Source organism: Microbacterium sp. GCM10027623 (genome assembly GCF_042666935.1).
Classification (GTDB): Bacteria; Actinomycetota; Actinomycetes; order Actinomycetales; family Microbacteriaceae; genus Microbacterium.
The window spans coordinates 886,913-908,590 of sequence record NZ_JBHTHE010000002.1 but is presented as its reverse complement, the minus strand read 5'-3'; the positions used below and the strand labels follow the sequence as shown (position 1 = coordinate 908,590).

Here is a 21,678-nt window from a genome sequence, read left to right as displayed (position 1 = left end):
GGCTCAGGCGGTCAGCTCCTCGTAGAGCGCGCGCGTGGTGTCGGCGATCGCGGCCCAGCTGAACTCGTTCCGCGCACGCTCGCGCCCTGCGGCGCCGTACTCCGCCGCGCGGTGCGGATCGCCGCTGACCTCGGTGAGCGTCTCTGCGAGATCGGCGACGAACCGCTCCGGATCGACGGGCGTCCCGGTGCCGTCCTGCAGCTGATCGATCGGCACGATCCGTCCCGTGACGCCGTCCTCGACCACCTCGGGGATGCCACCGGTGCGGGTGCCGACGACAGCGGCGCCGCATGCCATCGCCTCGAGGTTCACGATGCCGAGCGGCTCGTACACGGACGGGCACACGAAGGTCGTCGCCGCGGTCAGGATCGCGGAGAGCTCGTCGCGCGGCAGCATCCGCTCGATCCAGATCACGCCCTGCCTGCTCTGCTGCAGCAGCCGCACGAGCTCCTGCACCTCGGTCATGATCTCCGGGGTGTCCGGCGCGCCCGCGCAGAGCACCAGTTGCACATCGGGAGGCAGCAGCTGCGCTGCGCGCAGCAGGTACGGCAGGCCCTTCTGCCGGGTGATGCGACCGACGAACACCACCGACGGACGGGCCGGGTCCATGCCGATGCTGCGCAGGAACTCCGGGTTCTCCACGGGGCGCCAGCGCTCCACGTCGATGCCGTTGTGGATCACGCGCACGCGTTCCGGGTCCGCCCGCGGGTAGCTGCGCAGGATGTCCGCACGCATCCCGGCGCTCACAGCGACGATCGCGGCGGCGTTCTCGTACGCGGTGCGCTCGATTCCGCTGGAGACGGCGTATCCGCCGCCGAGCTGCTCGGCCTTCCAGGGGCGCAGTGGCTCGAGACTGTGGGCGGTGAGCACATGCGGGATGCCGTGCAGCTGAGACGCGAGGTGTCCCGCGAAGTTCGCGTACCAGGTGTGGCTGTGCACGACATCCGCTCCGGCGATGTCGCCGACCATCGCGAGATCCGTGCCCAGTGTCTGGATGGCGGCGTTCGCCCCGGCCAGCTCCGTCGGCGTGCGGTAGGCGAAGGTGCCCGCCTCGTCGCGGTCCGCGCCGAAGGCCCTGACCTGCACGTCGATGCTGGTACGCAGGGCTGCGACGAGCTCGGCGACATGCACACCGGCACCACCGTAGATCTCCGGCGGATACTCCCTGGTGATGACGTCGACTCGCATGTCTGCACGGTAGTACATCGGACGATGCGCGCTCTATTGTGGATCCATGTCGGCACCCAAGAAGGTATTCGGGATCATCCTCGCCGGTGGCGAGGGCAAACGTCTGATGCCCCTCACGGCGGACCGAGCCAAACCGGCCGTGCCGTTCGGAGGCCAGTACCGGCTCATCGACTTCGCGATCTCGAACCTCATCAACTCGGGCCTGAGACAGGTCGTGGTGCTCACCCAGTACAAGTCGCACAGCCTCGACAGGCACGTGTCGCAGAACTGGCGGATGTCGGCTCTGCTCGACTCGTACGTGACCTCCGTCCCCGCCCAGCAGCGGCTGGGCAAGCGGTGGTTCTCCGGTTCGGCGGACGCCATCCTGCAGAGCCTGAACCTGATCAACGACGAGAAGCCCGACATCGTCGTCGTGATCGGCGCCGACCACGTGTACCGGATGGACTTCCAGCAGATGATCGACGCGCACGTCGAATCCGGCGCACCGGCCACCGTCGCCGGCATCCGCCAGCCGCTGGCACTGGCCTCGCAGTTCGGCGTGATCGACGCCGACGCCGAGACGGGGCGGATCCGCGATTTCCTCGAGAAGCCCAGCAACCCGACGGGACTGGCCGACTCCCCCGGTGAGGTTCTGGTGTCGATGGGCAACTACGTCTTCAACACCGATGCGCTCATCGCCGCCGTCGAAGCCGACGGAGAGGCGGCGAGCTCCGGGCACGACATGGGCGGCGACATCATCCCGTATTTCGTGGGTCGCGGAGAGGCGGGGTACTACGACATGAAGCAGAACGACGTGCCGGGGTCGTCGCCGCGCGACCGCTCCTACTGGCGCGACGTGGGAACCATCGACTCCTATTTCGATGCGCACATGGACCTGATCTCCACGCTGCCGATCTTCAACCTGTACAACAGGGCCTGGCCGATCCGCACTCAGAGTGTGAACATGCCTCCCGCGAAGTTCGTCCGCGACGCGGTGGGACGGATCGGCAACACCATCGATTCGATCGTGTCAGCCGGATCGGTGCTCTCCGGCACGCACCTCGAACGCAGCGTCGTCAGCCTGGGAACCGTGGCTGCGGGCGGCTCCACGATCACGGACTCGGTGCTCCTGGACCAGGTGCAGGTGGGTCTGGGCGCGCGGGTGCACCGGGCCGTGCTCGACAAGAGCGTCGTCCTCGACGACGGCGCCACCGTCGGCGTGGATCGTGAACGCGATCTGGCGCGCGGATTCACGGTGACCGAGTCCGGGATCACGGTCGTCGGCAAGGGCGTGCATATCGCACGATGACGCACGGCGTGCCGGGCCGCTCCTGACCGATACGCTCGTCGGGTGACCTCCGCGCGCTTCCTCGTCGTCCTCGATGCCGATTCCACCCTCATCCGCGACGAGGTGATCGAACTGCTCGCGGACGAGGCCGGTCGGCGCGCCGAGGTCCAGGCCGCGACGGAGGCGGCCATGCGCGGGGAAGTCGACTTCGCTGCGAGCCTGCGCTCCCGGGTGGCGGCGCTGAAGGGCGTGCCCACCGACTCGTTCGCCCGGGTGATCTCCCGCATCCGGCCGACGCCCGGCGTGCGCGACCTCACCGCCGCCGTGCACCGACGCGGCGGCGTCGTCGGCGTGGTCTCCGGCGGATTCCACGAGATCCTCGATCAGATCGCACCGGGTCTGGGCGTGGATCGTTGGCGCGCGAACCGGCTGCGCGTCACGGACGGCGCGCTGGCCGGCGAAGTCGACGGCGACATCGTGGACGCCAGGGTCAAGGCGGATTCTCTGCGCGAATGGGCGGCCGAGCTCGGCGTCGACCCGCGCGCGACGATCGCGATCGGCGACGGCGCCAACGACCTGAAGATGATGGCGGTCGCCGGCCTCGGCATCGCGTTCAACGCCAAGCCCGCCGTCCGTGAAGCGGCCGCACTCGTCGTGGGGCCGCAGGATCTGTCCGAGGTCATCCCGCTGCTGCCCTGACCGCGCAGAGCCGTCGGCTGTCGGCGGCGCCTGAGCCCTGTCGCGGTGCCTGAGCCCTGGCGCGGTGCTGAGCCCTGGCGCGGTGCTGAGCCTTGTCGATGTCGGAGGCGCTCGTTAGCGTCGTGCACATGGACATCATCCTCATCCCGGGACTGTGGCTGGACGCCTCCAGCTGGGACGACGTCTCCCCCGCGCTGACCCGAGCGGGGCACCACGTGCACGCGCTCACCCTGCCCGGCGTGGGCGGGCCGCCCTCCGACATCCGCCTCTCCGACTGGGTGGCGGCCGTGACCGCGAAGATGGATGAGCTCGGCGGGCCGCTCGTCCTGGTGGGCCACTCGGGCGGCGGCAACGTCGCCTGGGCGGCGGCGGATGCGCGCCCCGACCGAGTCGCCCGCGTGGTCCTCATCGACACGATCCCTCCGGCACCGGGAAGCAGCATCAGTGAGTTCCCGGTCGTCGACGGCGTCGTGCCCTTCCCCGGGTGGGATTTCTTCCCCGAATCCGATGTCCACGACCTCGACGCCGCCACCCGTGCACGCACGGCACCGTTGACGAGGTCCGTCCCCGCGCGGGTCCCGACGGATCCTGTGCGACTGACCTCGGCACGACGCTTCACCGTCCCGGTCACGCTGCTGATGGGCTCGTACGGTCAGTCCGAGTTCGAAGCCGAGGTCTCCGAGTGGGGGCCGTACGGTGACGAGTACCGGTCGATCGCCGATGCGGCGGTGACGACGATCGGTTCAGGCCACTGGCCTCAGTTCTCCGTGCCCGGCCGTCTGGGCGACCTGATCGCGCAGGCCGTCTCCGGCTGAATCGCGCGCGCTGTCCGCCTGGCTCAGTGACCCATGCCCAGGCCGCCGTCGACGGGGATCACCGCTCCGGAGATGTATCCCGCCTCGTCGCCGGCCAGCCAGGTGACCGCCGCAGCCACCTCGTCGGGGGTCGCGAAGCGACCGGCGGGGATGCTGGCTCGGTACTGCTTCTGAGTCTCCTCCGGCAGTTCCGCGGTCATGTCGGTCTCGATGAAGCCGGGCGCGACGACGTTCGCCGTGATGCCGCGGCCGCCCAGCTCCCGCGTGAGCGAACGGGCGAAGCCGACCAGGGCGCTCTTGGACGCCGCGTAGTTCACCTGCCCGGCCGAGCCGTAGAGTCCCACCACGCTGGAGATCAGGATCACGCGGCCGAAGCGGGCTCGCAGCATCCCCTTCGAGGCGCGCTTGACCACCCGGAACGAGCCGCCGAGGTTGGTCGCGACGACGCTGTCGAAGTCGTCTTCGCTCATGCGCATCAGCAGGGTGTCCTTGGTGATGCCGGCGTTGGCCACGACGATCTCGACGGGTCCGAGCTTCTGCTCGATCTCGGTGTACGCCGCATCCACGGCCGCCGCATCCGTGACGTCAGCTCGGACGGTCAGGGTGCCCTCGGGCCCCTCCCCGCTGCGCGCCGTCACGGCGACCCGGTATCCGTCGCGCACGAAGCGCTCGGCGATCGCGCGGCCGATTCCGCGGTTTCCACCGGTGACGAGGACGACGCGATCAGTGCTCATGGAACTCCTGCCTGGGGGAACGGTCGCAGGCCATCCTACCGATCGACCTGGCTGGCTCCGACGCCGTCGTCGCGGAGGTCTCGGCGAGCCCGGGCGCGCGCCCGGATTCGCCGCCCGGCGGCACCCCGCTCAGCCCCGCGCGGCGTAGGCTGGAGGCACCGTGAGACACACCAGGAATGCCCCTTCTGTCACCTCGCTCCCGCAGTCGCCGCAGGACGAGGCGCGCAGTCGCGTGCGCCATTACGCGATCACGATGGGCATCCGCACAGTGTGCTTCATCCTGATGGCCGTCGTGTACCCCGTGGGCTGGTGGACGTTCGTGTTCGCGGCCGGTGCCATCTTCCTGCCTTACATCGCGGTGATCGCTGCGAACGCCGGCAGCGACAGCGTTCCGATGACCGTGGAGTCGCCTGTCCTGGAGCTGGACGTCGCCGCGTCCGCCCCGGATGCGACCGCGGAGACGCCGCCGGTGATCACGATCCACGAGCAGCGGTCCGACACGACGGACGCCGGTGAAGACGGGAACGGACAGCAGTGAGCGCTCCTCTCGAATGCGCACGCGCCTCGTGCCGCGCGCCCGCGACCCATCACATCGTGTGGCGCAACCCTCGGATCCACAGCGAGGATCGCCGCAAGATCTGGTTGGCGTGCGACGAGCACATCGGCTTCCTCAGCGACTACCTGCGGACGCGGGACTTTCCCGTCGAGGTCCACGATGGGCTGCCGGAGTGAGGCAGCGTCTGCTGCGCTGGGGTGCGTACCTCCTGGTCGCCGGCGCGTTCGCCGTGGTCTGCGCTCTGCTGTCCCAGTGGCAGTTCGACCGCAACGAGCAGACCACGAAGCAGATCGCCCTGGTGGAGCGCAATTACGACGCGCCCCCGGTGCCGCTCGATGATCTGATCGGTCCGGACGGGCGCCTTCCGGACGCGGCCGAGTGGCACCCCGTGGAGTTGCGCGGACAGTACCTGTCGGATCAGCAGCTGCTCGCGCGCAACCGCCCGCACGGCGGGACCAGTGCTTTCGAGGTTCTCGTCCCGTTCCAGGATCGCAGCGGTCACGTGCTGCTCGTCGATCGCGGATGGGTACCGCCCGCGGAGGATTCCTCACCCGGTGTCGTGCCCGCTCCGCCGTCCGGCGAGGTCACGGTCATCGTGCGGCTGCGCCCCGGCGAGCAGCTCCCCGCCTCGGGGCGCGGAGCCCCCGAGGGTCAGGTGCCGACCATCAACCTGCCCACGATCGCCGAGCTCATGAACCCGGGGCTCGTGACGGGCGCTTACGGGCAGCTGGCGTCGGAGGATCCCGCACCGGCCAAGCATCTCGGCGGCTTCGACTCCCCCACCGAGGATCCGGGTCCGCACCTGTCGTACGCCATCCAGTGGATCATCTTCGCGGTCATGGGCTTCGCCTTCATCGGATACATCATCCGGACGGAGATCGTGAAGGCCGAGGAGGACGCGGGCGAGCGCCCCCGGCGTGCGAAGCGCCGCCGCGATCACGACGCCGACGACGAGGACGCCCTGCTCGACGCTGTGGCCCGCTGAGCCGTCGGCCCGCCGCAGCATAACTCCGCAGATCGGCCGGATCCCGCAGACCGATTGCATATTGCTGCGGGATTGCGCAGATCTGCGGTCGCACGCCGCCGGTCCGTCGATTGATAGCGTGGCGGGATGCCGCGTCCGAAGCCTGCATCCCGGTTCGCCGCGGCGTTCCATGACGCCGACCTCGGTCTGCGTCGCGGGGTCGTGGGTCTTGCACCGGCCTCGGATGCCTGGGGGCCGGCCTTCGCGGAGGTGCGGGCGGTGCTCGCCGACACGGCGCCGGCATCCGTCGTCGCGATCGAGCACATCGGATCGACTTCGGTCCCCGGGCTGGACGCCAAGCCGATCCTGGACATGGCCATCGCCGTGCAGCCCCGCACGATTCTGTCCACGTTGGACAGCTGGCTGACGGACCTCGGCATGCTCCTCCGCGGCGATGGCGACGACGTCCGCCCGGACCGCATGTACGGCTTCGAACTCGAACCGATGATCCGCTTGGCCAACATTCACGTCGTCGATGCGGACTCCGATGACCTGCGCCGTTACCTCGCCTTCCGCGATCACCTCCGCGCGCATCCTGCCGACCGCGACGCTTACGGAGCGCTCAAACACGCCCTTGCGGCTCAGCATCCGTCCGACCGCCTTGCCTACATCGACGGCAAGCAGGACTTCATCACCGCCCGCCGTGGCGACACCTCATGACCCCGCAGATCCGCACATTCCCGCAGCGAATCATCGAGATTCTGCGGAATCATGCAGAACTGCGAGTCAACGACGCGGCATCCGGTGCAGCCCCTGTGCCACGGCACGCATGATGAGGTCCTGGATCATGTGCCACTGATCCATCACCTGGCGGTATCCGACCCGGATGACGTGGTAGCCCATCAGCCGCAGTTCGGCGTCGTGCCGGATGTCCTCGCTGCGCTGCGCGCCGGTGTGGGTGGCCCCGTCGACCTGGAGGACGAGGCGATCGCCGATCAGCAGATCGACACGGTGCCCGGCGATCCATGTCTGGAAGGTCAGCGGCAGTCCCATCCAGGCGAGGCGTGTGCGCAGATAGGTCTCCAGGCCGGAGTCGGCGAAGGGAATCGCCTCCAGCAGCAGATCTCTGGCGACCCTTTTCAACGGCAGTCGCTCCAGAACCTCCCGTCTGACGACTCCCTTGTTCAGCGCCGACTCCCAGGTCGCGAGCGCCTGCTCGTGCGGCGCACAATCGGCCACGAGCGCGAGGACGTTCTCGATCGGGTCCTCCAGCGCGTCTGGGTGCCGCGGGATGAGGGGCTTCGCCCAGTGCACGTGCACCTCCGCTGGCTGGCCGCCCGAGGATCCCGGCGTGACACCCCAGTGCAGGCCCGGCATCTCGTCGTGCACCCACAGGCCGAGCCTTCCGGCCTGCGTCACGCATGAGAGCACGGCCCCGTATCGTGCCGCATCCACCAGCATCCGGTCCGCCGTGGGCTCCGCCACCCATCCCCGTCGCACTCGCTGCAGGAGCCCCACCCCGAGCGCGAGTCCGATGTCATGCCGGCTGACGCGCCGGCTCTGCAGCGTCCGAACTCTCGCGACTCCGCCGAGAGCACGCGTCATCAGCATGGCCCGTTGAGCCCGTTCTCCGCTGCGCATGCATCCGAGAGTGCCCTCCCGCTGACATCCGAAACCCGCTCCACCCCGGTAGATGTGGACAACTCGTCATCCCGCGCAGTTGGGGACAGCAGTGCAGGATCGCAGATCTGCACAACTCCGCAGCGATCGCACCGATCCCTGCGGAGGGGTGCAGATCTGCGGGGTTGCGCGACGGGCGGGCGCTCAGGCCAGCTCGATGAGCTCCTGATACTCCTTGCTCCAGATGTCCTCGACACCGTCGGGCAGGATGAGCACGCGCTCGGGGTTGAGCGACTCGACCGCGCCGGGGTCGTGCGAGACGAGCACGACCGCGCCCTCGTAGTGCGCGAGCGCGCCGAGGATCTCCTCGCGCGAGGCGGGGTCGAGGTTGTTCGTGGGCTCGTCGAGCAGCAGCATGTTCGCGGACGACACCACCAGCGTCGCCAGTGAGAGCCGGGTCTTCTCACCACCGGAGAGGACCCCGGCGGGCTTGAGCACGTCGTCGCCGGTGAACAGGAACGAGCCGAGCACCTTGCGCGCCTCGGTCTCGGTGATGTCCGGGGCTGCCGACATCATGTTCTCCAGCACAGACCTGTCGACGTCGAGGTTCTCATGCTCCTGCGCGTAGTAGCCCACCTTCAGCCCGTGGCCCGGCTCCAGCTGCCCGGTGTCGGGCTCGTCGACGCCGGCCAGAATGCGCAGCAGCGTCGTCTTGCCGGCACCGTTCAGCCCCAGCACGACGACCTTCGAACCGCGGTCGATCGCGAGATCGACATCGGTGAAGATCTCCAGCGACCCGTAGGACTTCGAGAGTCCTGAGGCCATCAGGGGCGTCTTTCCGCACGGTGCCGGCTTCGGGAAGCGCAGCTTCGCCACCCGATCCACGGCGCGCACCTCATCCAGACCCGCCAGCAGCTTCTCGGCCCGCGCAACCATCTGGTGCGCCGCGGCCGCCTTGGAAGCCTTCGCACCGAAGCGCGCGGCCTGCATCTGCAGCTGAGTGGCCTTCTTCTCGGCGTTGACGCGCTCCTTCTTGCGTCGCTCCTCATCGGCGACGCGCTGGCGCAGGTAGTTCTTCCAGTTCATGTTGTAGATGTCGATGACCTGGCGGTTGCCGTCCAGATAGAACACCCGGTTGACGGTCTCTCCGACCAGCTCGACATCGTGGCTGATCACGATCAGCCCGCCCTTGTAGTTCTTGAGGAACTCCCGCAGCCACACGACGCTGTCGGCGTCGAGGTGGTTGGTGGGTTCGTCGAGGATCATGGTCCGCGCATCCGAGAACAGGATGCGCGCCAACTCGATGCGGCGCCGCTGGCCGCCGGACAGCGTCTTCAGCGGCTGATCGAGGATGCGGTCGGGCAGCGACAGGTTGTTCGCGATGGATGCCGCCTCCGCCTCGGCGGCGTAGCCGCCCTGCGCTTCGAAGCGCTCGGTGAGGTTGCCGAACTTCCGCATCGCGCGCTCGGCGATCTTGGGGTCGTCGGATGCCATGTCGTGCGACGCCTGCGCGATGCCGAGCTGCAGGGTGCCCAGCCCACGAGCATCGAGGATGCGGGTGCGTGCGAGCATCTCGGGATCGCCGGTCCGCGGATCCTGGGGCAGGTATCCGAGGTCGCCGGAGGTGGTGACCTTGCCGTCCGACGGGAGCAGGTCGCCCGCGAGCACCTTGGTGAGGGTGGTCTTGCCCGCTCCGTTGCGGCCCACGAGACCGATCTTGTCGCCATCGGCTACGCGGAACGACACGTCCGACATGAGCACGCGCGCTCCGACGCGGATCTCGAGTTCATGCACGGCGAGCACAGCGGTATTCCGTTCGTCAGGGGGGAGTCGGCCGAATGGCCAGCCTCCCAGTATAGTTCGCGAACGATGCAAGACCCCTCTGCGGTATGACACGGTCGATACCGCAGGGCGATGTGCACTCGTGCACCCGATTCGTAGGTTTCTCGGGTGGACATCATCAACGACCTCATCACGCAGGCTGTCGCCTCTCCGTGGCTGTACCTCGTGCTCTTCGCCGTGGCGGTCATCGACGGCTTCTTCCCCCCTGTGCCCAGCGAGACCGTGCTGATCGCCGCGGCCGCGGTGGCGGCATCCGGCGGCGATGTCAACGTCATCCTCCTCGGGGTCGTGGGCGGGCTCGGCGCCGCCATCGGAGACAACATCGCGTATCGTCTCGGGCGTGCGGTCGGCACCGACCGCTTCCGATGGATGCATCGGCCACGGGTCGTGAGAGCGTTCGACACCTCCGCTCGGGCACTCGAGCGCGGCGGCGCCGGACTCATCCTGGGTGCTCGCTACATCCCGGTGGGGCGCGTCGCGGTGAACATGACGGCGGGGGCGGTGCACTACCCCTGGCCTCGCTTCCTGCCGCTGTCGGTCATCAGCGGCTTCACGTGGGCCGCCTACAGCACGCTCATCGGGATGGTCGCCGGGAACTGGCTGCAGGGCAATCCCTTCTTCAGCGTGCTGCTCGGCATCGCCATCGCCCTGGCGATCGGCTTCCTGATCGACCGGGTCATCGCCTGGCGTCGTCGCGCTCGCGAGACGCAGGAGACCGCGGTCGCCGACGCCGAAGCGGCCCGGCTCGACGCGACAGTGGCAGGATGATGGACATGAGCGCCTCTCGACGTCGCCGCCCTGGGCGCCGCTTCGCACTCTGGTCGCTCGGGGTCGTCCTGGTCGCGCTGTACGCGATCATGGTCCCGATCCACACCGTGCTCTACGGGGTGAGCCTGCCGGTCGCGTTCCTGCTGGGTGCCGGGTTGAGCGCCGCCCCCGCCCTCGCCCTCCGGTATGCGCGATCGAGCATCGCGGTGTTCGCGGTCGCCGCCTTCACTCTGCCGCTCGTGGTCTCGCCCGATCGTGATCAGTTCTGGCCCTGGCCCTGGTCCGTTCCGGCGCTGATCGTGTTCGTCGTCTTCGTGCTGACCGTCACGGTGCGGCAGGGCTGGCGCCTGGGAGCGCTGGCGCTGCTGCTGGGACTGCTCGTCACCCTGACCTCTCCCCTGCTGCTGCCCGACGCCGCCAGCGCGAACGCGGCGGGGGCGGACCTGATCGTGACGGCGTCGCTCGCCGGCGCCGCATACGTCGTCGGCGTGGTGCTCGCCGGGCGCATCCGACTGGGTGCGGAACTCACCCGCGAGCGCAAGAACGCCGCTCTCGAGCAGTCCCGACGCGAGCTCGCAGAAGAGCGCACGCGCATCGCCCGCGAACTGCACGACGTGGTCGCGCACAGCATGTCGCTCATCCAGGTGCAGGCGTCCACTGCGCGGTATCGCGCCCCCGAACTGTCCGATGAAGCGGTCGCCGAGTTCGAGTCGATCGCGGCGTCCGCGCGCGGCGCGCTGACCGAGATGCGCCGCATCCTGGGCGTGCTGCGCACCGAGGATCACGCGGCCGAACTGGCACCGCAGCGCGGCGTCGACGACATCCCCGCGCTGATCGAGACGACGCGCCGCGCGGGGGCCTCGGTCGCGCTCACGCAGGTCGTCAGCGGCGAGGTCTCGACCGCGACCCAGATCGCCCTCTACCGGATCGTGCAGGAGTCCCTCAGCAACGCCGTGCGTCACGCTCCGTCCTCCGCGATCGAGGTGAGGATCAGCGCGGACGCCGACGATGTCCGCGTCCGCGTCCACAACACTCCGGCCCCCGCCTCCCCGTCGGAGACCCCCGGTCATGGGCTGCGCGGCATGACCGAGCGAGCGACGCTGCTCGGCGGAGACCTGCAGGCCGGCCCGGAGGACGGCGGCTGGTCCGTCGTCGCGCGCATCCCCCGCCATCCCACCGATGATCTCCGGAGAGGAGAACCGTGACGATCGAGGTCCTCATCGCCGACGATCAGGCCATGGTCCGTGCGGGCTTCGCCGCGCTCCTGGATGCCCATGAGGGCATCCACGTCACCGGACAGGCCGCCGATGGGCTCGAGGCGGTGACGCTGTCGGCGCGTCTGGATCCCGACGTGATCCTGATGGACGTGCGCATGCCGGAGCTCGACGGCATCGAGGCGACGCGGCGCATCCTCGGCCCCGGATACCCGGCCGCGAAGATCCCCCGGATCCTCATGCTCACGACGTTCGATATCGACGACTACGTGTACGACGCCCTGCAGGCCGGCGCGAGCGGCTTCCTGCTCAAGGATGCACTGCCCGACGAGCTGGTGCAGGCCGTGCGGGTGATCGCCGCCGGTGACGCCCTGCTCGCGCCACGGGTCACCCGGAGGATGATCGAGCACTTCGCCGAACGCCGGCCCCGCACCCCGCAGGCTCGCGCACGGCTGCAGGATCTCACCGAGCGCGAGCTCGAGGTGCTCACCCTGATCGGCCGTGGCAGCTCGAACTCCGAGATCGGAGCAGAACTGTTCATCGCCGAGCAGACCGTCAAGACGCACGTCGGCAAGGTGTTCGCCAAGCTGGGCCTGCGCGATCGGGTGCAGGCCGTCATCCTCGCCTACGACGCCGGGCTCGTGGAGCCCGCCTGACCGCGATCCCGCTCCACGGTATGAGAGCGGCCGGCTCCCTGGTGTGATGCGGGGCGAACCACCGCGTCCTTATTCTCCTGGCAACAGACCGGGAGAACTCCATGCACACCCTCATCTCGCACCGCGACAGCGCGGTCGACTTCGTCCGCGCCCTGGCCATAGCCGCAGTCGTGGCCCTGCACTCCCTCATGGTCGGGGTGACGCTCACGCCGGACGGGCCCGTGTTCGCCAACGCCGGGGATGTCGGGTGGTGGATCGTCCCGGTCAGCTGGGTCATGCAGGTCATGCCGATGTTCTTCGTCGTCGGCGGCTTCGCCGGCATCACCGCTCTGCGCGCACAGCGCCGACGCGGCGCGAGCGGCGCCGCCTTCGCGGTCTCCCGCGTGCGTCGCCTGCTGATCCCGACCATTGCCTCCGTCGCGACCGCGGGATCCCTGCTGGCGCTGCTGGCGGATGCCGGGCTGGACACGGATCTCGTGGACATGGCCGGCTACCGCTACGGCCAGCCGCTGTGGTTCCTCGGCGTCTTCCTGGTGCTCCAGGCCCTGCTGCCCGCGATGGTGCGTCTGCACGAGAGGGCGCCGCTGCAGACCCTCGCCGCGCTGGCTTCCGTGTCGCTCGTGGTCGACGTGGCGCGCGTGATCAGCGGCGCCGACGGAATCGGGTACGTCAACCTGCTCTTCGTCTGGCTCACCATTCAGCAGGTGGGCTTCCTGCTCGCCGACGGTCGGATCGACGCGCTCGCCTCCCGCACGCGCGTCGCCGCCGCAGCCGTCGCGCTCGGGCTGCTGCTGGTGTCGTTCGGCACGGGATTCCACTCCCCCGACCTCATCGCGAACACCAACCCGCCCACGACCGCCCTGCTGCTGGTCGGGGTGATCCAGACCGCGGCGTTCTCACTGTTCAAGAAGCAGCTGACGGCGTTCGCCGACCGCCGTCCGGTCACCGCGTTCACCCGGTTCATGTCCGCTCGGGCCATGACCGTCTACCTCTGGCACATGCCGGTGCTGCTGACGCTCGCGGGCGTCACCGCTCTGATCGGGATGGTCACGGGCGATCAGCTGCCGGTTCCCACCTCCGGCGAATGGTGGCTCAGCCGCCCGCTGTGGCTCGTGCTCGCGCTCGGCACCACTGCACTGCTGACCGTGCCGCTGTCGCGTCTGGAGCGCATCGCCGCTCCGATCGACACCACGCCAGCCCGCGCCGCCGTGGCCGTGCTCGTCGGCGCAGCAGCCGTCGGCCTCCTGCTCGTGGCGGGCACGTCACCCGTGACGGCGGCGCTCGCCGTCGGATTCTGGCTGCTCGCCCTGCGCATCACGGGGATGCGCAGGACTCCGCTCCCCGTGCCCGCGGTCATCCGAAATACAGCGCGTGATGTCGTGCGCATCCCGGGTTGAATCTCGCGCCGCACGCGGGGCACGCGGCGCTGCTGCGGTACTGCGCTATCGACATCGTCGTCCCGCAGGCGCCGCACAGCGCCGCATGCACGTCGCCTGCCTCCGGCTCCCACACGACGCGCGGATGAGAGACGGTCTCGTCATGACAGTGCACGCACGGGTACCACTCACCGCAGCAGCGGAAGCGCAGGGCCACCACGTCGAGGTCGGTGCGGTAGTGCACACACCGCGACAGACCGTCCACCACCGCACCGCGCACCGGGTGCCCGCCGACCCGCACGGTCATCGTGCGATCCCCCTGGCCACGAGCGCATCGCCGACGTCGTCGGCGTGCTTCATGGTCAGCACGAGCAGCGGCAGGGCCGATCGAGGGCCCATCCGTGTCCCCCGAGCCCGCTGCGCGTCGCGCACCTGTGCCGCCAGAGCGGCGATCACCGGGATCATCGCGATCGTCAGCGAGAGCGTCATCGCGATGGCCTCGGGGTCGGCACCCACCCGACGCAGCGGCTGCACGACACGTCGCAGGGCGTCCAGCAGATCTCCCATCCGCGTGGTGCGGGTCACGAGATCGGCCAGCAGGAGCAGCGCGACCACGCGGCCGGTGTTGATGACTGCGGACTGCCAAGAGGTGAACACCCAGAGCGCGCCTCCGAGTACGAGCACGAGCCACCGCAGCCGCCACCAGCCCTCGCCGAGCGCCGCTGCCGGTAGAGCCCCCAGCGGGTACAGCGCGGATACAGCGACCACCAGCACCAGTGCGCCCGCCGCCTGGATCGGTGCGAACGACAGCACGAGTGCGATCACAGCCAGCCCGCCGAGTTTCGCGAGCGCCGGGAGCTGATGCAGCGGGCCTGTCCCCGGACGGTAGAGCGAGATCATGAGCAACTCCTCCGGTACTCGTCGATCACCGCATCCGGCGCGCCGACGGCACGGACACGACCACCCTCGAACAGCACCGCCTCGTCGCACTGCGCAGCCAGCTCCAGATCGTGCGTCACCAGCACCATCGGGGTCTCGAGGGCGAGAAGCAGCGTGCCGACGCGGCGTGCATTGCGCAGGTCGAGCAGGGTGGTCGGCTCATCGGCGACGACCAGCTGAGGCTCCGTCGCGAGAACCGACGCGAGCGCCAGCAGCTGTCGCTGCCCTCCGGAAAGGGCGGATGCAGGCACGTCGGCATGATCAGCCAGGCCGTAGCGCTCGAGGGTCGCCCTCACCCGCGCCGCGCGCTCCGCCGCCGGGAGCTCGCGCAGGGACAGCGCGACGTCCTCGGCCGCCGTGGGCATGAGGATCTGCGCCTCCGGGTTCGTGAACACGAAGCCGACGCGCCGTCTCAGCCGCGCGGCATCCCGCACGGGATCCAATCCGTGCACGCGAATGCTGCCGGTCGTGCTGGTGCGCAGGCCGTTCAGCAGACGGGCGAAGGTCGACTTGCCGGAACCGTTCGCGCCGATCACCGCGGTGCGCGCCGCCGCGAGACGCAGCGTCACATCCTGCAGCAGCACCGCACCATCGACCTGCACCCCGACCGCATCGCACACGATCGCGGTGTCGACGATCTGCTCAGCCCGCATGCGCGACCCGGGTGCGGGCCGGGAACGCCCGCGGGTAAGCCCGGCGCAGGGCGACCGCGAGGAGCACTGCGACGGTCGCCTTCACCAGGTCGCCCGGGAGGAAGACCAGGCTCGACAGCACCGTCGGCCCGAGGGGCACGCCGGTGACCAGCGCCTGCACGGGGATGCCGAGCAGGTACACGACCAGAATGCCGCCGATGAACACGCCCGTCGCGGCGCGCCACCAGGCGAACCGCCCGCTGTGCGCGATCAGCCCGATGACGACCGCACCGGCGAGCCAGCCCGCGAGATAGCCGGCCGTCGGTCCCACCAGCACCCCGAGCCCACCGCGGCCACCGGCGAGGACCGGCAGACCCGCCGCGGCGAGGACGATCACGACGAGCACCGCCAGCGGCGCACGCCTGGCCCCGAGGACGAGCCCGGCGAGCATCACCCCGAGCGTCTGCCCCGTGATGGGCACACCGCCCGGTACGGGCACCATCACCGTGCCCAGCACGACGATCAGCGCCGCGAAGACGGCGATCCTGGCCAGGTCCGCTCCGAGCGGTCGGGAGGCTTCGGTCATCGGGGTTCCCCTTTCGCACGGTCGCAGGGACCGCATCCTGAACAGTGTTCAACTGAACGGTGTTCACTATACTGGCCCGATGACCCCCGTGCGGCACGACCGTCAGAGCATCATCGACTGCGCTGTGCGCCTTCTCGACGACGTCGGGCTGCCTGACCTGTCGATGCGCCGGCTGGCGACCCACCTCGAGGTCCAGCCCAGCGCACTGTACTGGCACTTCGACAGCAAACAGGAGCTCCTCGCGGCCGTCGCCGATCGCATCCTGCGCACGGTGCCCGACCCCGACGAGAGCATCCCGCTGATGCACACCGCCTCCTCCATCCGCGACGCACTGCTCGCCTACCGCGACGGCGCCGAGGTGGTTCTCAGCACCTACGCCCTGCGGCTGGGCGCCCGGCGCGCGCAGGATGCGCTACTGGCCTCGCTGGGCGGCGCACCGGAGCACGCCCACGCGGCGGACGCGATCTTCGAGTTCATCCTCGGCCACGTCATGCTCGTCCAGCAGCGCATGCACGCGCACAGCATCGGCGCCGTGGCCGCTGACGGTTCCGACCCGACCGCGCAGTCCGCTGCGGTCTTCCAGACCGGGCTCCGCGCGTTCGAGTCGGTCAGCGCCCGGCGTCGCCCATCCTGAGTCCGGGCAGCAGCGATATCAGCAGCGCCGCGATGGCGATGAGATAGACCGTGATGTAGCCGGATCCGGCGACAGGCAGGAGCACGAAGCCGAGTCCCGCCAGAGCGATCATCACGGCCGAGCCCGTCGAATCCGAGATCGACAGCGCGGAGGAGTTGAAGCCCTCGTTCGCAGTCGTCGAGTAGGCGAGCGTGAGGACCGTCAACCGCGGGTACAGCAGTCCCATCCCCGCACCGGCGAACCCCCACCCGACCACAACCACCCAGGGGTCGGCCGACACGATGCTCACGAGGAGCACGCTGCCCATGCCTGCCAGCAGCAACAGCACCGCGATGGCCACGATGCGTGTGCTGCCGAGCCGGTCGCCGTAGCGGCCCTGGACGGCAGAAGCCCCCGACCACCCGAGAGCCGAGAGCGTCAGTGCCAGACCCGCGACCGTCGGCGAGAACTCGAACCGGTCGATCAGGAGCTTCGGCACGTAGGCCTCGGCGGCGAAGAAGGCACCCGCGGCCAGCCCCCGCATGAGGATCACGCTGGGCAGACCGGATGCCGCCCGCAGCGTGCCCTTCGGCAGCAGCGGCAGCAGCGCGAACGCGATCACCGCCGTCGCAGCGGCCGCCACGGGGCCGCCCACGCCCGGAGGGGCGTCGGCTGCCAGACCGACGACGACGGCACCTGTCGCGACGACGACGGCGAGCAGCATCCGCAGGGCGACGCCCCCTCGCCGAGCGATCACCTGTGCCTCCGCGCCGGCCTGCACCTGTTCTCCGGCGTCGGCGTCCAGCGACACGCCGCGCAGTCGCGCGGCGACCAGGCCGAACGCTGCCGCGGTGAGTACGGCGACTCCAAGGAACGCCCATCTCCAGTGGAGGAACTCGGTCACCGCACCGGCGAGGAACGGTCCGATCATCGATGGCACCACCCACGCCGCGGCGTACGCGGCGAAGACGGGGCCGTGCAGGCGAGGCGGGTAGATCCGCGCCACGACGACGTACAGGGCGACGGTCTGACCGCCCGCGCCGAGGCCCTGGACCAGCCGCCCGACGATGAAGACATGCATGTCCAGGGCGAACCCCGACACGATCAATCCTACGGCGAACAACGCCACCGCCGTGTAGAGCGGCGCCCGTGGGCCCGAACGATCACTCCAGGCGCCGGCGGCGACCATCCCGATCACCCCGGTGGCGAGCGTCGCCGAGAACGCCACGGCGAACAGCTCCTCACCGCCCAGGTCCGCGGCGACGACCGGCATCACCGTCGTCACCGCCAGCGCCTCGATCGCGGCGAGGAAGATCAGGACGACCGTGCCGACGGTGATGCCGAGCCGCTGTCGATCCCAGATCGTCGCGGAAGCGGAGGAGCTCACCCCTGTGCCGCGCTGATGGTGTCCTGCGCCCGGGCGATCCGTTCGATCGCCTCGGTGAGGATCTCCGCGCTGGTGCCGAAGTTGATGCGCACATGCCCCGCGCCCTCAGCGCCGAAGGCGGGGCCGAAGTGCAGGGCGACTCTGGCGTGACGCAGAATCTGCTTCGCAGGATTCGCGCCCCAGCCCAGGCCGGTGAGGTCCACCCAGGCCAGGTATCCGGCGTCGGGCATCCGGTAGCGTGCCACCGGGAGGTGATCGGCGAGCAGCCCCGCCAGCAGGCGTCTGTTCTCGTCGAGTGTCGCCAGCAGACCGTCCAGCCACTCGTCGCTCTCGGGAGAGAAGGCGGCGACGGCCGCGAGCAGACCGAACTGCCCCGTCCGCCATTCCACCTCGATGGGCAGAGCGCGCAGCACCGCCGCGGTCTGGTCGGATGCGGTGATCATCAGCGCGCACTTGAGCCCGGCCAGGTTGAATGCCTTGCTCGCGCTGGTGACGGCGTACCCCACGCGGTGCGCGGCCTCACCGCTGGCGAGGAACGGCGTGAAGACGGCGTCCGGCTGCGTGAGCGGTGCGTGGATCTCGTCGGAGATCACCGTCGCGCCGTGCTCCTCGGCCAGGCGCGCCAAGGCGTCCAGGTCCTCCGCCGAATGCACCGCGCCGGTGGGATTGTGCGGGTTGCAGAGCAGCACCGCCCGCGCTCCCCCGGCCAGCGCCCGCCTGACGCCCTCCAGGTCGAGCTGCCAGCCGTCGCCGGTCTCGCGCAGCGGTATGCGCTCGGCGACGCCGCCCGCTTCCTCAATCAGGTCGAAGAACGGCGGATAGATCGGGGGATTGACGATGACGCGCTCACCCGGCCGGATGACGCGCCGGAGGATCTCGACGATCCCCATGCTCACGTCGGCTGTGGTCCGGATGCGGCGAGGATCGACGCTCCAGCCGAAGCGGCGCTCGGCGAAGGCGGCATAGGCCGCGGCGAGCGGCGTGCGGGACGCCACATAGCCGGTGTCGCCGGTGCGGACGGCGCGCTCGAGTGCCGCGGCGACCGCCGGCGCGAGCGGGAAGTCCGTCTCCGCGACGAACAGCGGCAGGACGTCCTCGGGATACTCCCGCCACTTCTCGCTGCTGCGCTCGCGCAATTGCGCGAGCGGCAGCGCCCGCACCGGCGTCACCATGTCGTGGTTCCGCGGGGCGTCAGATGGCGAATCCGAGCGCGCGCATCATGTCGCGCCCGTCATCGGTGATCTTCTCGGGTCCCCACGGCGGCATCCACACCCAGTTGATCCGGAAGCGCTCCACGACGGAGTCCAGCGCCTGCGCGGTCTGCTCCTCGATCACGTCCGTGAGGGGACAGCCGGCGCTCGTGAGCGTCATGTGGATCACCAGGGCGTCGTTCTCGTCGTCCCACGCGAGGTCGTAGATGAGCCCCAGGTCGACGATGTTGATCCCGAGCTCGGGATCCATGACGTCCTTGAGCGCTTCGGTGACGTCCTCGTACTTCTGATCGGTCAGCGTTGCGGTCATGGCCTCAGCCTACGCCTCGATGGGATCGGCGGGGTCGAGGAAGCGGTCGTAGCCCTCCTCCTCGAGGCGGTCGGCGAGCTCGGAGCCGCCCTCCTCCACGATCTTGCCCTTGACGATCACGTGCACGAACTGCGGACGGATGTAGCGCAGGATGCGCGTGTAGTGCGTGATGAGCAGAACACCGAGGTTGGTGGACTCCTTGGCCCGGTTGACTCCCTCGGAGACGATCTTCAGCGCGTCCACGTCCAGGCCGGAGTCGGTCTCGTCCAGCACGGCGAACTTGGGCTTGAGCACCTCCAGCTGAAGGATCTCGTGGCGCTTCTTCTCTCCGCCGGAGAAGCCCTCGTTGACGCTGCGCTGGGCGAACTTCGAGTCCATGCGCAGGTTCGTCATCGACGCCTTGACGTCCTTGGTCCACTGACGGATCGAAGGGGCCTCCCCGTCCAGCGCTGTCTTGGCGGTGCGCAGGAAGTTCGTCACGGTGACCCCGGGGATCTCCACCGGGTACTGCATGGCGAGGAAGAGCCCCGCGCGAGCGCGCTCGTCGACGGTCATCGACAGCACGTCCTCGCCGTCGAAGGTGATGCTCCCCTGCGTGACGGTGTACTTCGGGTGACCGGCGATCGTGTACGCCAGGGTGGACTTGCCGGAGCCGTTCGGGCCCATGATGGCGTGGGTCTCACCGGTGTTGATGGTCAGGTCGATGCCGTTGAGGATCGGCGATGCGCCCTGATCGGTCTGGACCTCCACATGCAGGTCGCGGATCTCGAGAACAGACATTCAGACTTCCTTAATGACAGTGGGGTCGATGAGCACGTCGTCGCCGTCGATCACGACGGCGTAGACGGGGACGGGCTCGTAGGCGGGGAGGTTGAGGGGGATCCCGGACTCGAGCGAGAACGCCGAGCCGTGCGCCCAGCATTCCAGCGTCTTGCCCTCGACGAATCCCTCGGACAGGGACACATCCCCGTGGGTGCAGCGGTCTCCGATCGCGTGGATCTCGCCGTCGGAGTCCTTCACGATGGCGATGGCGACGCCGTCGAGCTCCACGCGCAGCGGCGTGTCCATCTCCAGCTCAGCGGCACTGCATGCGCGCTGCGCGCTCATGCGGTCACCCCCACCAGCTCCGCCTCGATGGCGTCCAGCAGCTCCTGCTGCAGGGCGGGGATGCGGATGCGCTGAATGACTTCGGTGAGGAAGCCGAGCACGACCAGGCGGCGCGCCTCCGCCTCCGAGATCCCGCGGGACTGCAGGTAGAACAGCTGCTCGTCGTCGAATCGCCCGGTCGCGCTGGCGTGACCGGCTCCGGCGATGTCGCCGGTCTCGATCTCGAGGTTCGGGATCGAATCGGCCCTCGCGCCCTCGGTGAGCACCAGGTTGCGGTTCGCCTCGTAGGAGTCGGTTCCGGTGGCATCCGGTCCGATCAGCACGTCGCCGATCCAGACGCTGTGCGCGCTCGCACCGCGCAGCGCGCCCTTGTACAGGACGTCGCCGGTCGTCTGCGCACCCTTGTGGTGCAGGTACACCTGGCTCTCGAGGTGCTGACCCGCGTCCGCGAAGGACAGGCCGTAGAGGTAGCCGTGCGAGCCGGTGCCGGCGAGCTCGACGTTCGGATTCACCCGGACGACTCCCCCGCCGAAACTGACCACGAAGTGCGTGAACTCCGCGTCGCGATCGACCCGCGCCTGGTGGGCCGCGGCATGGATGGCGTCATCCTGCCACTGCTGCACGCTGATGAGCGTGAGCTTGGCGCCTTCACGGACGATGATCTCGAGGTTCTGCGCGTACTCGGCAGCGCCCGTGTGACGCAGAACGATCGTGGCGGCGCTGTGCCGCTCGGCCTCGATCACCAGATGCGCATCCGCGCGCCCTCCGACTCCGTCGATCTGGAGCACGATCGGCTCCGCGACCTCCTCCTCGGCGGGGATGCGCACGTGCATCGCGTCCGCGGCACCCTGCCAGGCGACGGCGGAGACCACGTCTTCCGGACGGAAGAACTCGCCGCGCGGCGCGGAGCCGAACGGCAGAGCCGGCGCGAGGTACTGCTCGTGACTCATCGTGTAGGCGACGCCCTCGTTCACGGGAGCGGTCTGGAACAGCGACTTCAGCTGCGCCACTGGCGTGTGCTTCCAGTTGACCTCGCGTCCGGTCGGAACTCCGAAGTCTTCGGGATCGAAGGACCGGGGTCGCTCGGATCGGGTCTGAACCGGCACGGAGCCGGCGTTCGCCACCTGCGCGGCGGGGTCGATGTGCGTGCTTGTTCGCGGCGCCGCTTCGGGCGCCTGGGTAGAGGGCGTCATC

26 protein-coding genes are annotated in these 21,678 nt (G+C 69.4%); 12 read left to right on the top strand and 14 right to left on the bottom strand.

The features are described 5' to 3' along the window. Positions 1-3: 3 nt before the first annotated feature. Positions 4-1,188 (bottom strand): glycogen synthase, encoded by a 1,185-nt coding sequence (glgA, locus tag ACFQY2_RS11705; protein ID WP_378745986.1) that lies wholly within the window; start codon positions 1,186-1,188, stop codon positions 4-6. Positions 1,189-1,234: 46 nt separating this feature from the next. Between glgA and ACFQY2_RS11700 the strand changes: the two genes are divergently transcribed. The 3 genes from ACFQY2_RS11700 to ACFQY2_RS11690 all read left to right on the top strand — a co-directional run bounded on the left by ACFQY2_RS11700 (position 1,235) and on the right by ACFQY2_RS11690 (position 3,969). After that, complete coding sequence (locus tag ACFQY2_RS11700) at positions 1,235-2,476, top strand: glucose-1-phosphate adenylyltransferase (RefSeq protein WP_378745985.1); 1,242 nt, start codon at positions 1,235-1,237, stop codon at positions 2,474-2,476. A 42-nt stretch (positions 2,477-2,518) separates the two neighbouring features. Then, complete coding sequence (gene serB / locus ACFQY2_RS11695; protein ID WP_378745984.1) at positions 2,519-3,154, top strand: phosphoserine phosphatase SerB; 636 nt, start codon at positions 2,519-2,521, stop codon at positions 3,152-3,154. A 128-nt stretch (positions 3,155-3,282) separates the two neighbouring features. Next, a complete protein-coding gene (locus ACFQY2_RS11690; RefSeq protein ID WP_378745983.1) occupies positions 3,283-3,969 on the top strand; it encodes an alpha/beta fold hydrolase in 687 nt (228 codons plus the stop codon). 23 nt (positions 3,970-3,992) lie between these two features. Here ACFQY2_RS11690 and fabG read toward each other — a convergent pair whose 3' ends face one another. Further along, the gene (gene fabG, locus ACFQY2_RS11685; RefSeq protein WP_378745982.1) at positions 3,993-4,703 is read right to left on the bottom strand and encodes a 3-oxoacyl-ACP reductase FabG; all 711 of its coding nucleotides are present in this window, start codon (positions 4,701-4,703) and stop codon (positions 3,993-3,995) included. Positions 4,704-4,863: 160 nt separating this feature from the next. On the opposite strand from fabG, the gene ACFQY2_RS11680 reads away from it, so the two are divergent. The 4 genes from ACFQY2_RS11680 (at position 4,864) to ACFQY2_RS11665 (ending at position 6,943) form a co-directional block, all read left to right on the top strand. Then, positions 4,864-5,241, top strand: a complete 378-nt coding sequence (locus ACFQY2_RS11680; RefSeq protein WP_378745981.1) for a DUF3099 domain-containing protein — start codon at positions 4,864-4,866, stop codon at positions 5,239-5,241. A gap of 56 nt (positions 5,242-5,297) precedes the next feature. After that, positions 5,298-5,435 carry a hypothetical protein gene (locus ACFQY2_RS11675; protein WP_378745980.1) on the top strand — a complete coding sequence of 46 codons (138 nt, stop codon included), beginning with the start codon at positions 5,298-5,300 and terminating at the stop codon, positions 5,433-5,435. After that, on the top strand, positions 5,432-6,244 hold the full coding sequence (locus tag ACFQY2_RS11670) for an SURF1 family protein (protein WP_378745979.1): 813 nt from the start codon (positions 5,432-5,434) through the stop codon (positions 6,242-6,244). The genes ACFQY2_RS11675 and ACFQY2_RS11670 overlap by 4 nt, the downstream gene beginning before the upstream one ends. A gap of 126 nt (positions 6,245-6,370) precedes the next feature. After that, a complete protein-coding gene (locus ACFQY2_RS11665; protein ID WP_378745978.1) occupies positions 6,371-6,943 on the top strand; it encodes a GrpB family protein in 573 nt (190 codons plus the stop codon). A 66-nt stretch (positions 6,944-7,009) separates the two neighbouring features. On the opposite strand, the gene ACFQY2_RS11660 is transcribed toward ACFQY2_RS11665, so the two are convergent. Both ACFQY2_RS11660 and ACFQY2_RS11655 read right to left on the bottom strand, forming a co-directional pair. Then, the gene (locus ACFQY2_RS11660; protein ID WP_378745976.1) at positions 7,010-7,864 is read right to left on the bottom strand and encodes an endonuclease domain-containing protein; all 855 of its coding nucleotides are present in this window, start codon (positions 7,862-7,864) and stop codon (positions 7,010-7,012) included. Positions 7,865-8,047: 183 nt separating this feature from the next. After that, positions 8,048-9,646, bottom strand: a complete 1,599-nt coding sequence (locus ACFQY2_RS11655) for an ABC-F family ATP-binding cassette domain-containing protein (protein WP_378745975.1) — start codon at positions 9,644-9,646, stop codon at positions 8,048-8,050. Positions 9,647-9,793: 147 nt separating this feature from the next. Here ACFQY2_RS11655 and ACFQY2_RS11650 point away from each other — a divergent pair, with 147 nt between their 5' ends. From ACFQY2_RS11650 to ACFQY2_RS11635, 4 genes are all read left to right on the top strand, one after another. Next, positions 9,794-10,453 carry a DedA family protein gene (locus ACFQY2_RS11650; protein WP_378745974.1) on the top strand — a complete coding sequence of 220 codons (660 nt, stop codon included), beginning with the start codon at positions 9,794-9,796 and terminating at the stop codon, positions 10,451-10,453. Positions 10,454-10,458: 5 nt separating this feature from the next. Then, on the top strand, positions 10,459-11,658 hold the full coding sequence (locus ACFQY2_RS11645) for a sensor histidine kinase (protein ID WP_378745973.1): 1,200 nt from the start codon (positions 10,459-10,461) through the stop codon (positions 11,656-11,658). Next, positions 11,655-12,323 (top strand): response regulator, encoded by a 669-nt coding sequence (locus tag ACFQY2_RS11640; protein WP_378745972.1) that lies wholly within the window; start codon positions 11,655-11,657, stop codon positions 12,321-12,323. Before ACFQY2_RS11645 ends, ACFQY2_RS11640 begins: the two co-directional genes overlap by 4 nt. A 101-nt stretch (positions 12,324-12,424) precedes the next feature. Next, positions 12,425-13,720 (top strand): acyltransferase, encoded by a 1,296-nt coding sequence (locus tag ACFQY2_RS11635; protein ID WP_378745971.1) that lies wholly within the window; start codon positions 12,425-12,427, stop codon positions 13,718-13,720. Here ACFQY2_RS11635 and ACFQY2_RS11630 read toward each other — a convergent pair. Genes ACFQY2_RS11630 through ACFQY2_RS11615 form a run of 4 tightly spaced genes read right to left on the bottom strand, consistent with a single transcriptional unit; the run spans position 13,677 to position 15,856 of the window. Beyond that, the gene (locus tag ACFQY2_RS11630; RefSeq protein WP_378745970.1) at positions 13,677-14,006 is read right to left on the bottom strand and encodes a CHY zinc finger protein; all 330 of its coding nucleotides are present in this window, start codon (positions 14,004-14,006) and stop codon (positions 13,677-13,679) included. The genes ACFQY2_RS11635 and ACFQY2_RS11630 overlap by 44 nt on opposite strands. Then, positions 14,003-14,599 carry an energy-coupling factor transporter transmembrane component T family protein gene (locus ACFQY2_RS11625; protein ID WP_378745969.1) on the bottom strand — a complete coding sequence of 199 codons (597 nt, stop codon included), beginning with the start codon at positions 14,597-14,599 and terminating at the stop codon, positions 14,003-14,005. The genes ACFQY2_RS11630 and ACFQY2_RS11625 overlap by 4 nt, the downstream gene beginning before the upstream one ends. Further along, positions 14,596-15,291 carry an energy-coupling factor ABC transporter ATP-binding protein gene (locus ACFQY2_RS11620; protein WP_378745968.1) on the bottom strand — a complete coding sequence of 232 codons (696 nt, stop codon included), beginning with the start codon at positions 15,289-15,291 and terminating at the stop codon, positions 14,596-14,598. The genes ACFQY2_RS11625 and ACFQY2_RS11620 overlap by 4 nt, the downstream gene beginning before the upstream one ends. Further along, on the bottom strand, positions 15,281-15,856 hold the full coding sequence (locus ACFQY2_RS11615; RefSeq protein ID WP_378745967.1) for a biotin transporter BioY: 576 nt from the start codon (positions 15,854-15,856) through the stop codon (positions 15,281-15,283). The genes ACFQY2_RS11620 and ACFQY2_RS11615 overlap by 11 nt, the downstream gene beginning before the upstream one ends. 79 nt (positions 15,857-15,935) lie before the next feature. Between ACFQY2_RS11615 and ACFQY2_RS11610 the strand changes: the two genes are divergently transcribed. Continuing rightward, positions 15,936-16,490 (top strand): TetR family transcriptional regulator, encoded by a 555-nt coding sequence (locus tag ACFQY2_RS11610; protein WP_378745966.1) that lies wholly within the window; start codon positions 15,936-15,938, stop codon positions 16,488-16,490. Here ACFQY2_RS11610 and ACFQY2_RS11605 read toward each other — a convergent pair. From ACFQY2_RS11605 to sufD, 6 genes are read right to left on the bottom strand one after another with little or no spacing between them, the layout of a single operon-like run. Next, positions 16,465-17,856 carry an MFS transporter gene (locus ACFQY2_RS11605; RefSeq protein WP_378745965.1) on the bottom strand — a complete coding sequence of 464 codons (1,392 nt, stop codon included), beginning with the start codon at positions 17,854-17,856 and terminating at the stop codon, positions 16,465-16,467. The genes ACFQY2_RS11610 and ACFQY2_RS11605 overlap by 26 nt on opposite strands. Continuing rightward, entirely contained in the window at positions 17,853-19,028 is a 1,176-nt protein-coding gene (locus ACFQY2_RS11600) for a MalY/PatB family protein (protein ID WP_378745963.1), read from the bottom strand. The genes ACFQY2_RS11605 and ACFQY2_RS11600 overlap by 4 nt, the downstream gene beginning before the upstream one ends. 19 nt (positions 19,029-19,047) lie before the next feature. Next, the gene (locus tag ACFQY2_RS11595) at positions 19,048-19,377 is read right to left on the bottom strand and encodes a metal-sulfur cluster assembly factor (RefSeq protein WP_378745962.1); all 330 of its coding nucleotides are present in this window, start codon (positions 19,375-19,377) and stop codon (positions 19,048-19,050) included. Positions 19,378-19,386: 9 nt separating this feature from the next. Then, on the bottom strand, positions 19,387-20,157 hold the full coding sequence (gene sufC / locus ACFQY2_RS11590; protein ID WP_378745961.1) for a Fe-S cluster assembly ATPase SufC: 771 nt from the start codon (positions 20,155-20,157) through the stop codon (positions 19,387-19,389). Beyond that, positions 20,158-20,484, bottom strand: a complete 327-nt coding sequence (locus ACFQY2_RS11585; protein WP_378745960.1) for a non-heme iron oxygenase ferredoxin subunit — start codon at positions 20,482-20,484, stop codon at positions 20,158-20,160. It abuts the gene before it with no gap. Continuing rightward, positions 20,481-21,677, bottom strand: coding sequence for a Fe-S cluster assembly protein SufD (gene sufD, locus ACFQY2_RS11580; RefSeq protein WP_378745959.1), 1,197 nt, complete (start codon positions 21,675-21,677; stop codon positions 20,481-20,483). Before sufD ends, ACFQY2_RS11585 begins: the two co-directional genes overlap by 4 nt. Position 21,678 lies beyond the last annotated feature (1 nt).

Coding starts and splice junctions, on each gene's coding strand:
- ACFQY2_RS11700 (WP_378745985.1), top strand. CDS start 1,235: ATGTCGGCACCCAAGAAGGTATTCGGGATCATCCTCGCCGGTGGCGAG.
- ACFQY2_RS11610 (WP_378745966.1), top strand. CDS start 15,936: ATGACCCCCGTGCGGCACGACCGTCAGAGCATCATCGACTGCGCTGTG.
- sufC (WP_378745961.1), bottom strand. CDS start 20,157: ATGTCTGTTCTCGAGATCCGCGACCTGCATGTGGAGGTCCAGACCGAT.
- ACFQY2_RS11615 (WP_378745967.1), bottom strand. CDS start 15,856: ATGACCGAAGCCTCCCGACCGCTCGGAGCGGACCTGGCCAGGATCGCC.
- ACFQY2_RS11635 (WP_378745971.1), top strand. CDS start 12,425: ATGCACACCCTCATCTCGCACCGCGACAGCGCGGTCGACTTCGTCCGC.
- ACFQY2_RS11620 (WP_378745968.1), bottom strand. CDS start 15,291: ATGCGGGCTGAGCAGATCGTCGACACCGCGATCGTGTGCGATGCGGTC.
- ACFQY2_RS11665 (WP_378745978.1), top strand. CDS start 6,371: ATGCCGCGTCCGAAGCCTGCATCCCGGTTCGCCGCGGCGTTCCATGAC.
- ACFQY2_RS11625 (WP_378745969.1), bottom strand. CDS start 14,599: ATGATCTCGCTCTACCGTCCGGGGACAGGCCCGCTGCATCAGCTCCCG.
- glgA (WP_378745986.1), bottom strand. CDS start 1,188: ATGCGAGTCGACGTCATCACCAGGGAGTATCCGCCGGAGATCTACGGT.
- fabG (WP_378745982.1), bottom strand. CDS start 4,703: ATGAGCACTGATCGCGTCGTCCTCGTCACCGGTGGAAACCGCGGAATC.
- ACFQY2_RS11595 (WP_378745962.1), bottom strand. CDS start 19,377: ATGACCGCAACGCTGACCGATCAGAAGTACGAGGACGTCACCGAAGCG.
- ACFQY2_RS11690 (WP_378745983.1), top strand. CDS start 3,283: ATGGACATCATCCTCATCCCGGGACTGTGGCTGGACGCCTCCAGCTGG.
- ACFQY2_RS11660 (WP_378745976.1), bottom strand. CDS start 7,864: ATGCGCAGCGGAGAACGGGCTCAACGGGCCATGCTGATGACGCGTGCT.
- ACFQY2_RS11585 (WP_378745960.1), bottom strand. CDS start 20,484: ATGAGCGCGCAGCGCGCATGCAGTGCCGCTGAGCTGGAGATGGACACG.
- ACFQY2_RS11645 (WP_378745973.1), top strand. CDS start 10,459: ATGAGCGCCTCTCGACGTCGCCGCCCTGGGCGCCGCTTCGCACTCTGG.
- ACFQY2_RS11600 (WP_378745963.1), bottom strand. CDS start 19,028: ATGGTGACGCCGGTGCGGGCGCTGCCGCTCGCGCAATTGCGCGAGCGC.
- sufD (WP_378745959.1), bottom strand. CDS start 21,677: ATGACGCCCTCTACCCAGGCGCCCGAAGCGGCGCCGCGAACAAGCACG.
- ACFQY2_RS11630 (WP_378745970.1), bottom strand. CDS start 14,006: ATGACCGTGCGGGTCGGCGGGCACCCGGTGCGCGGTGCGGTGGTGGAC.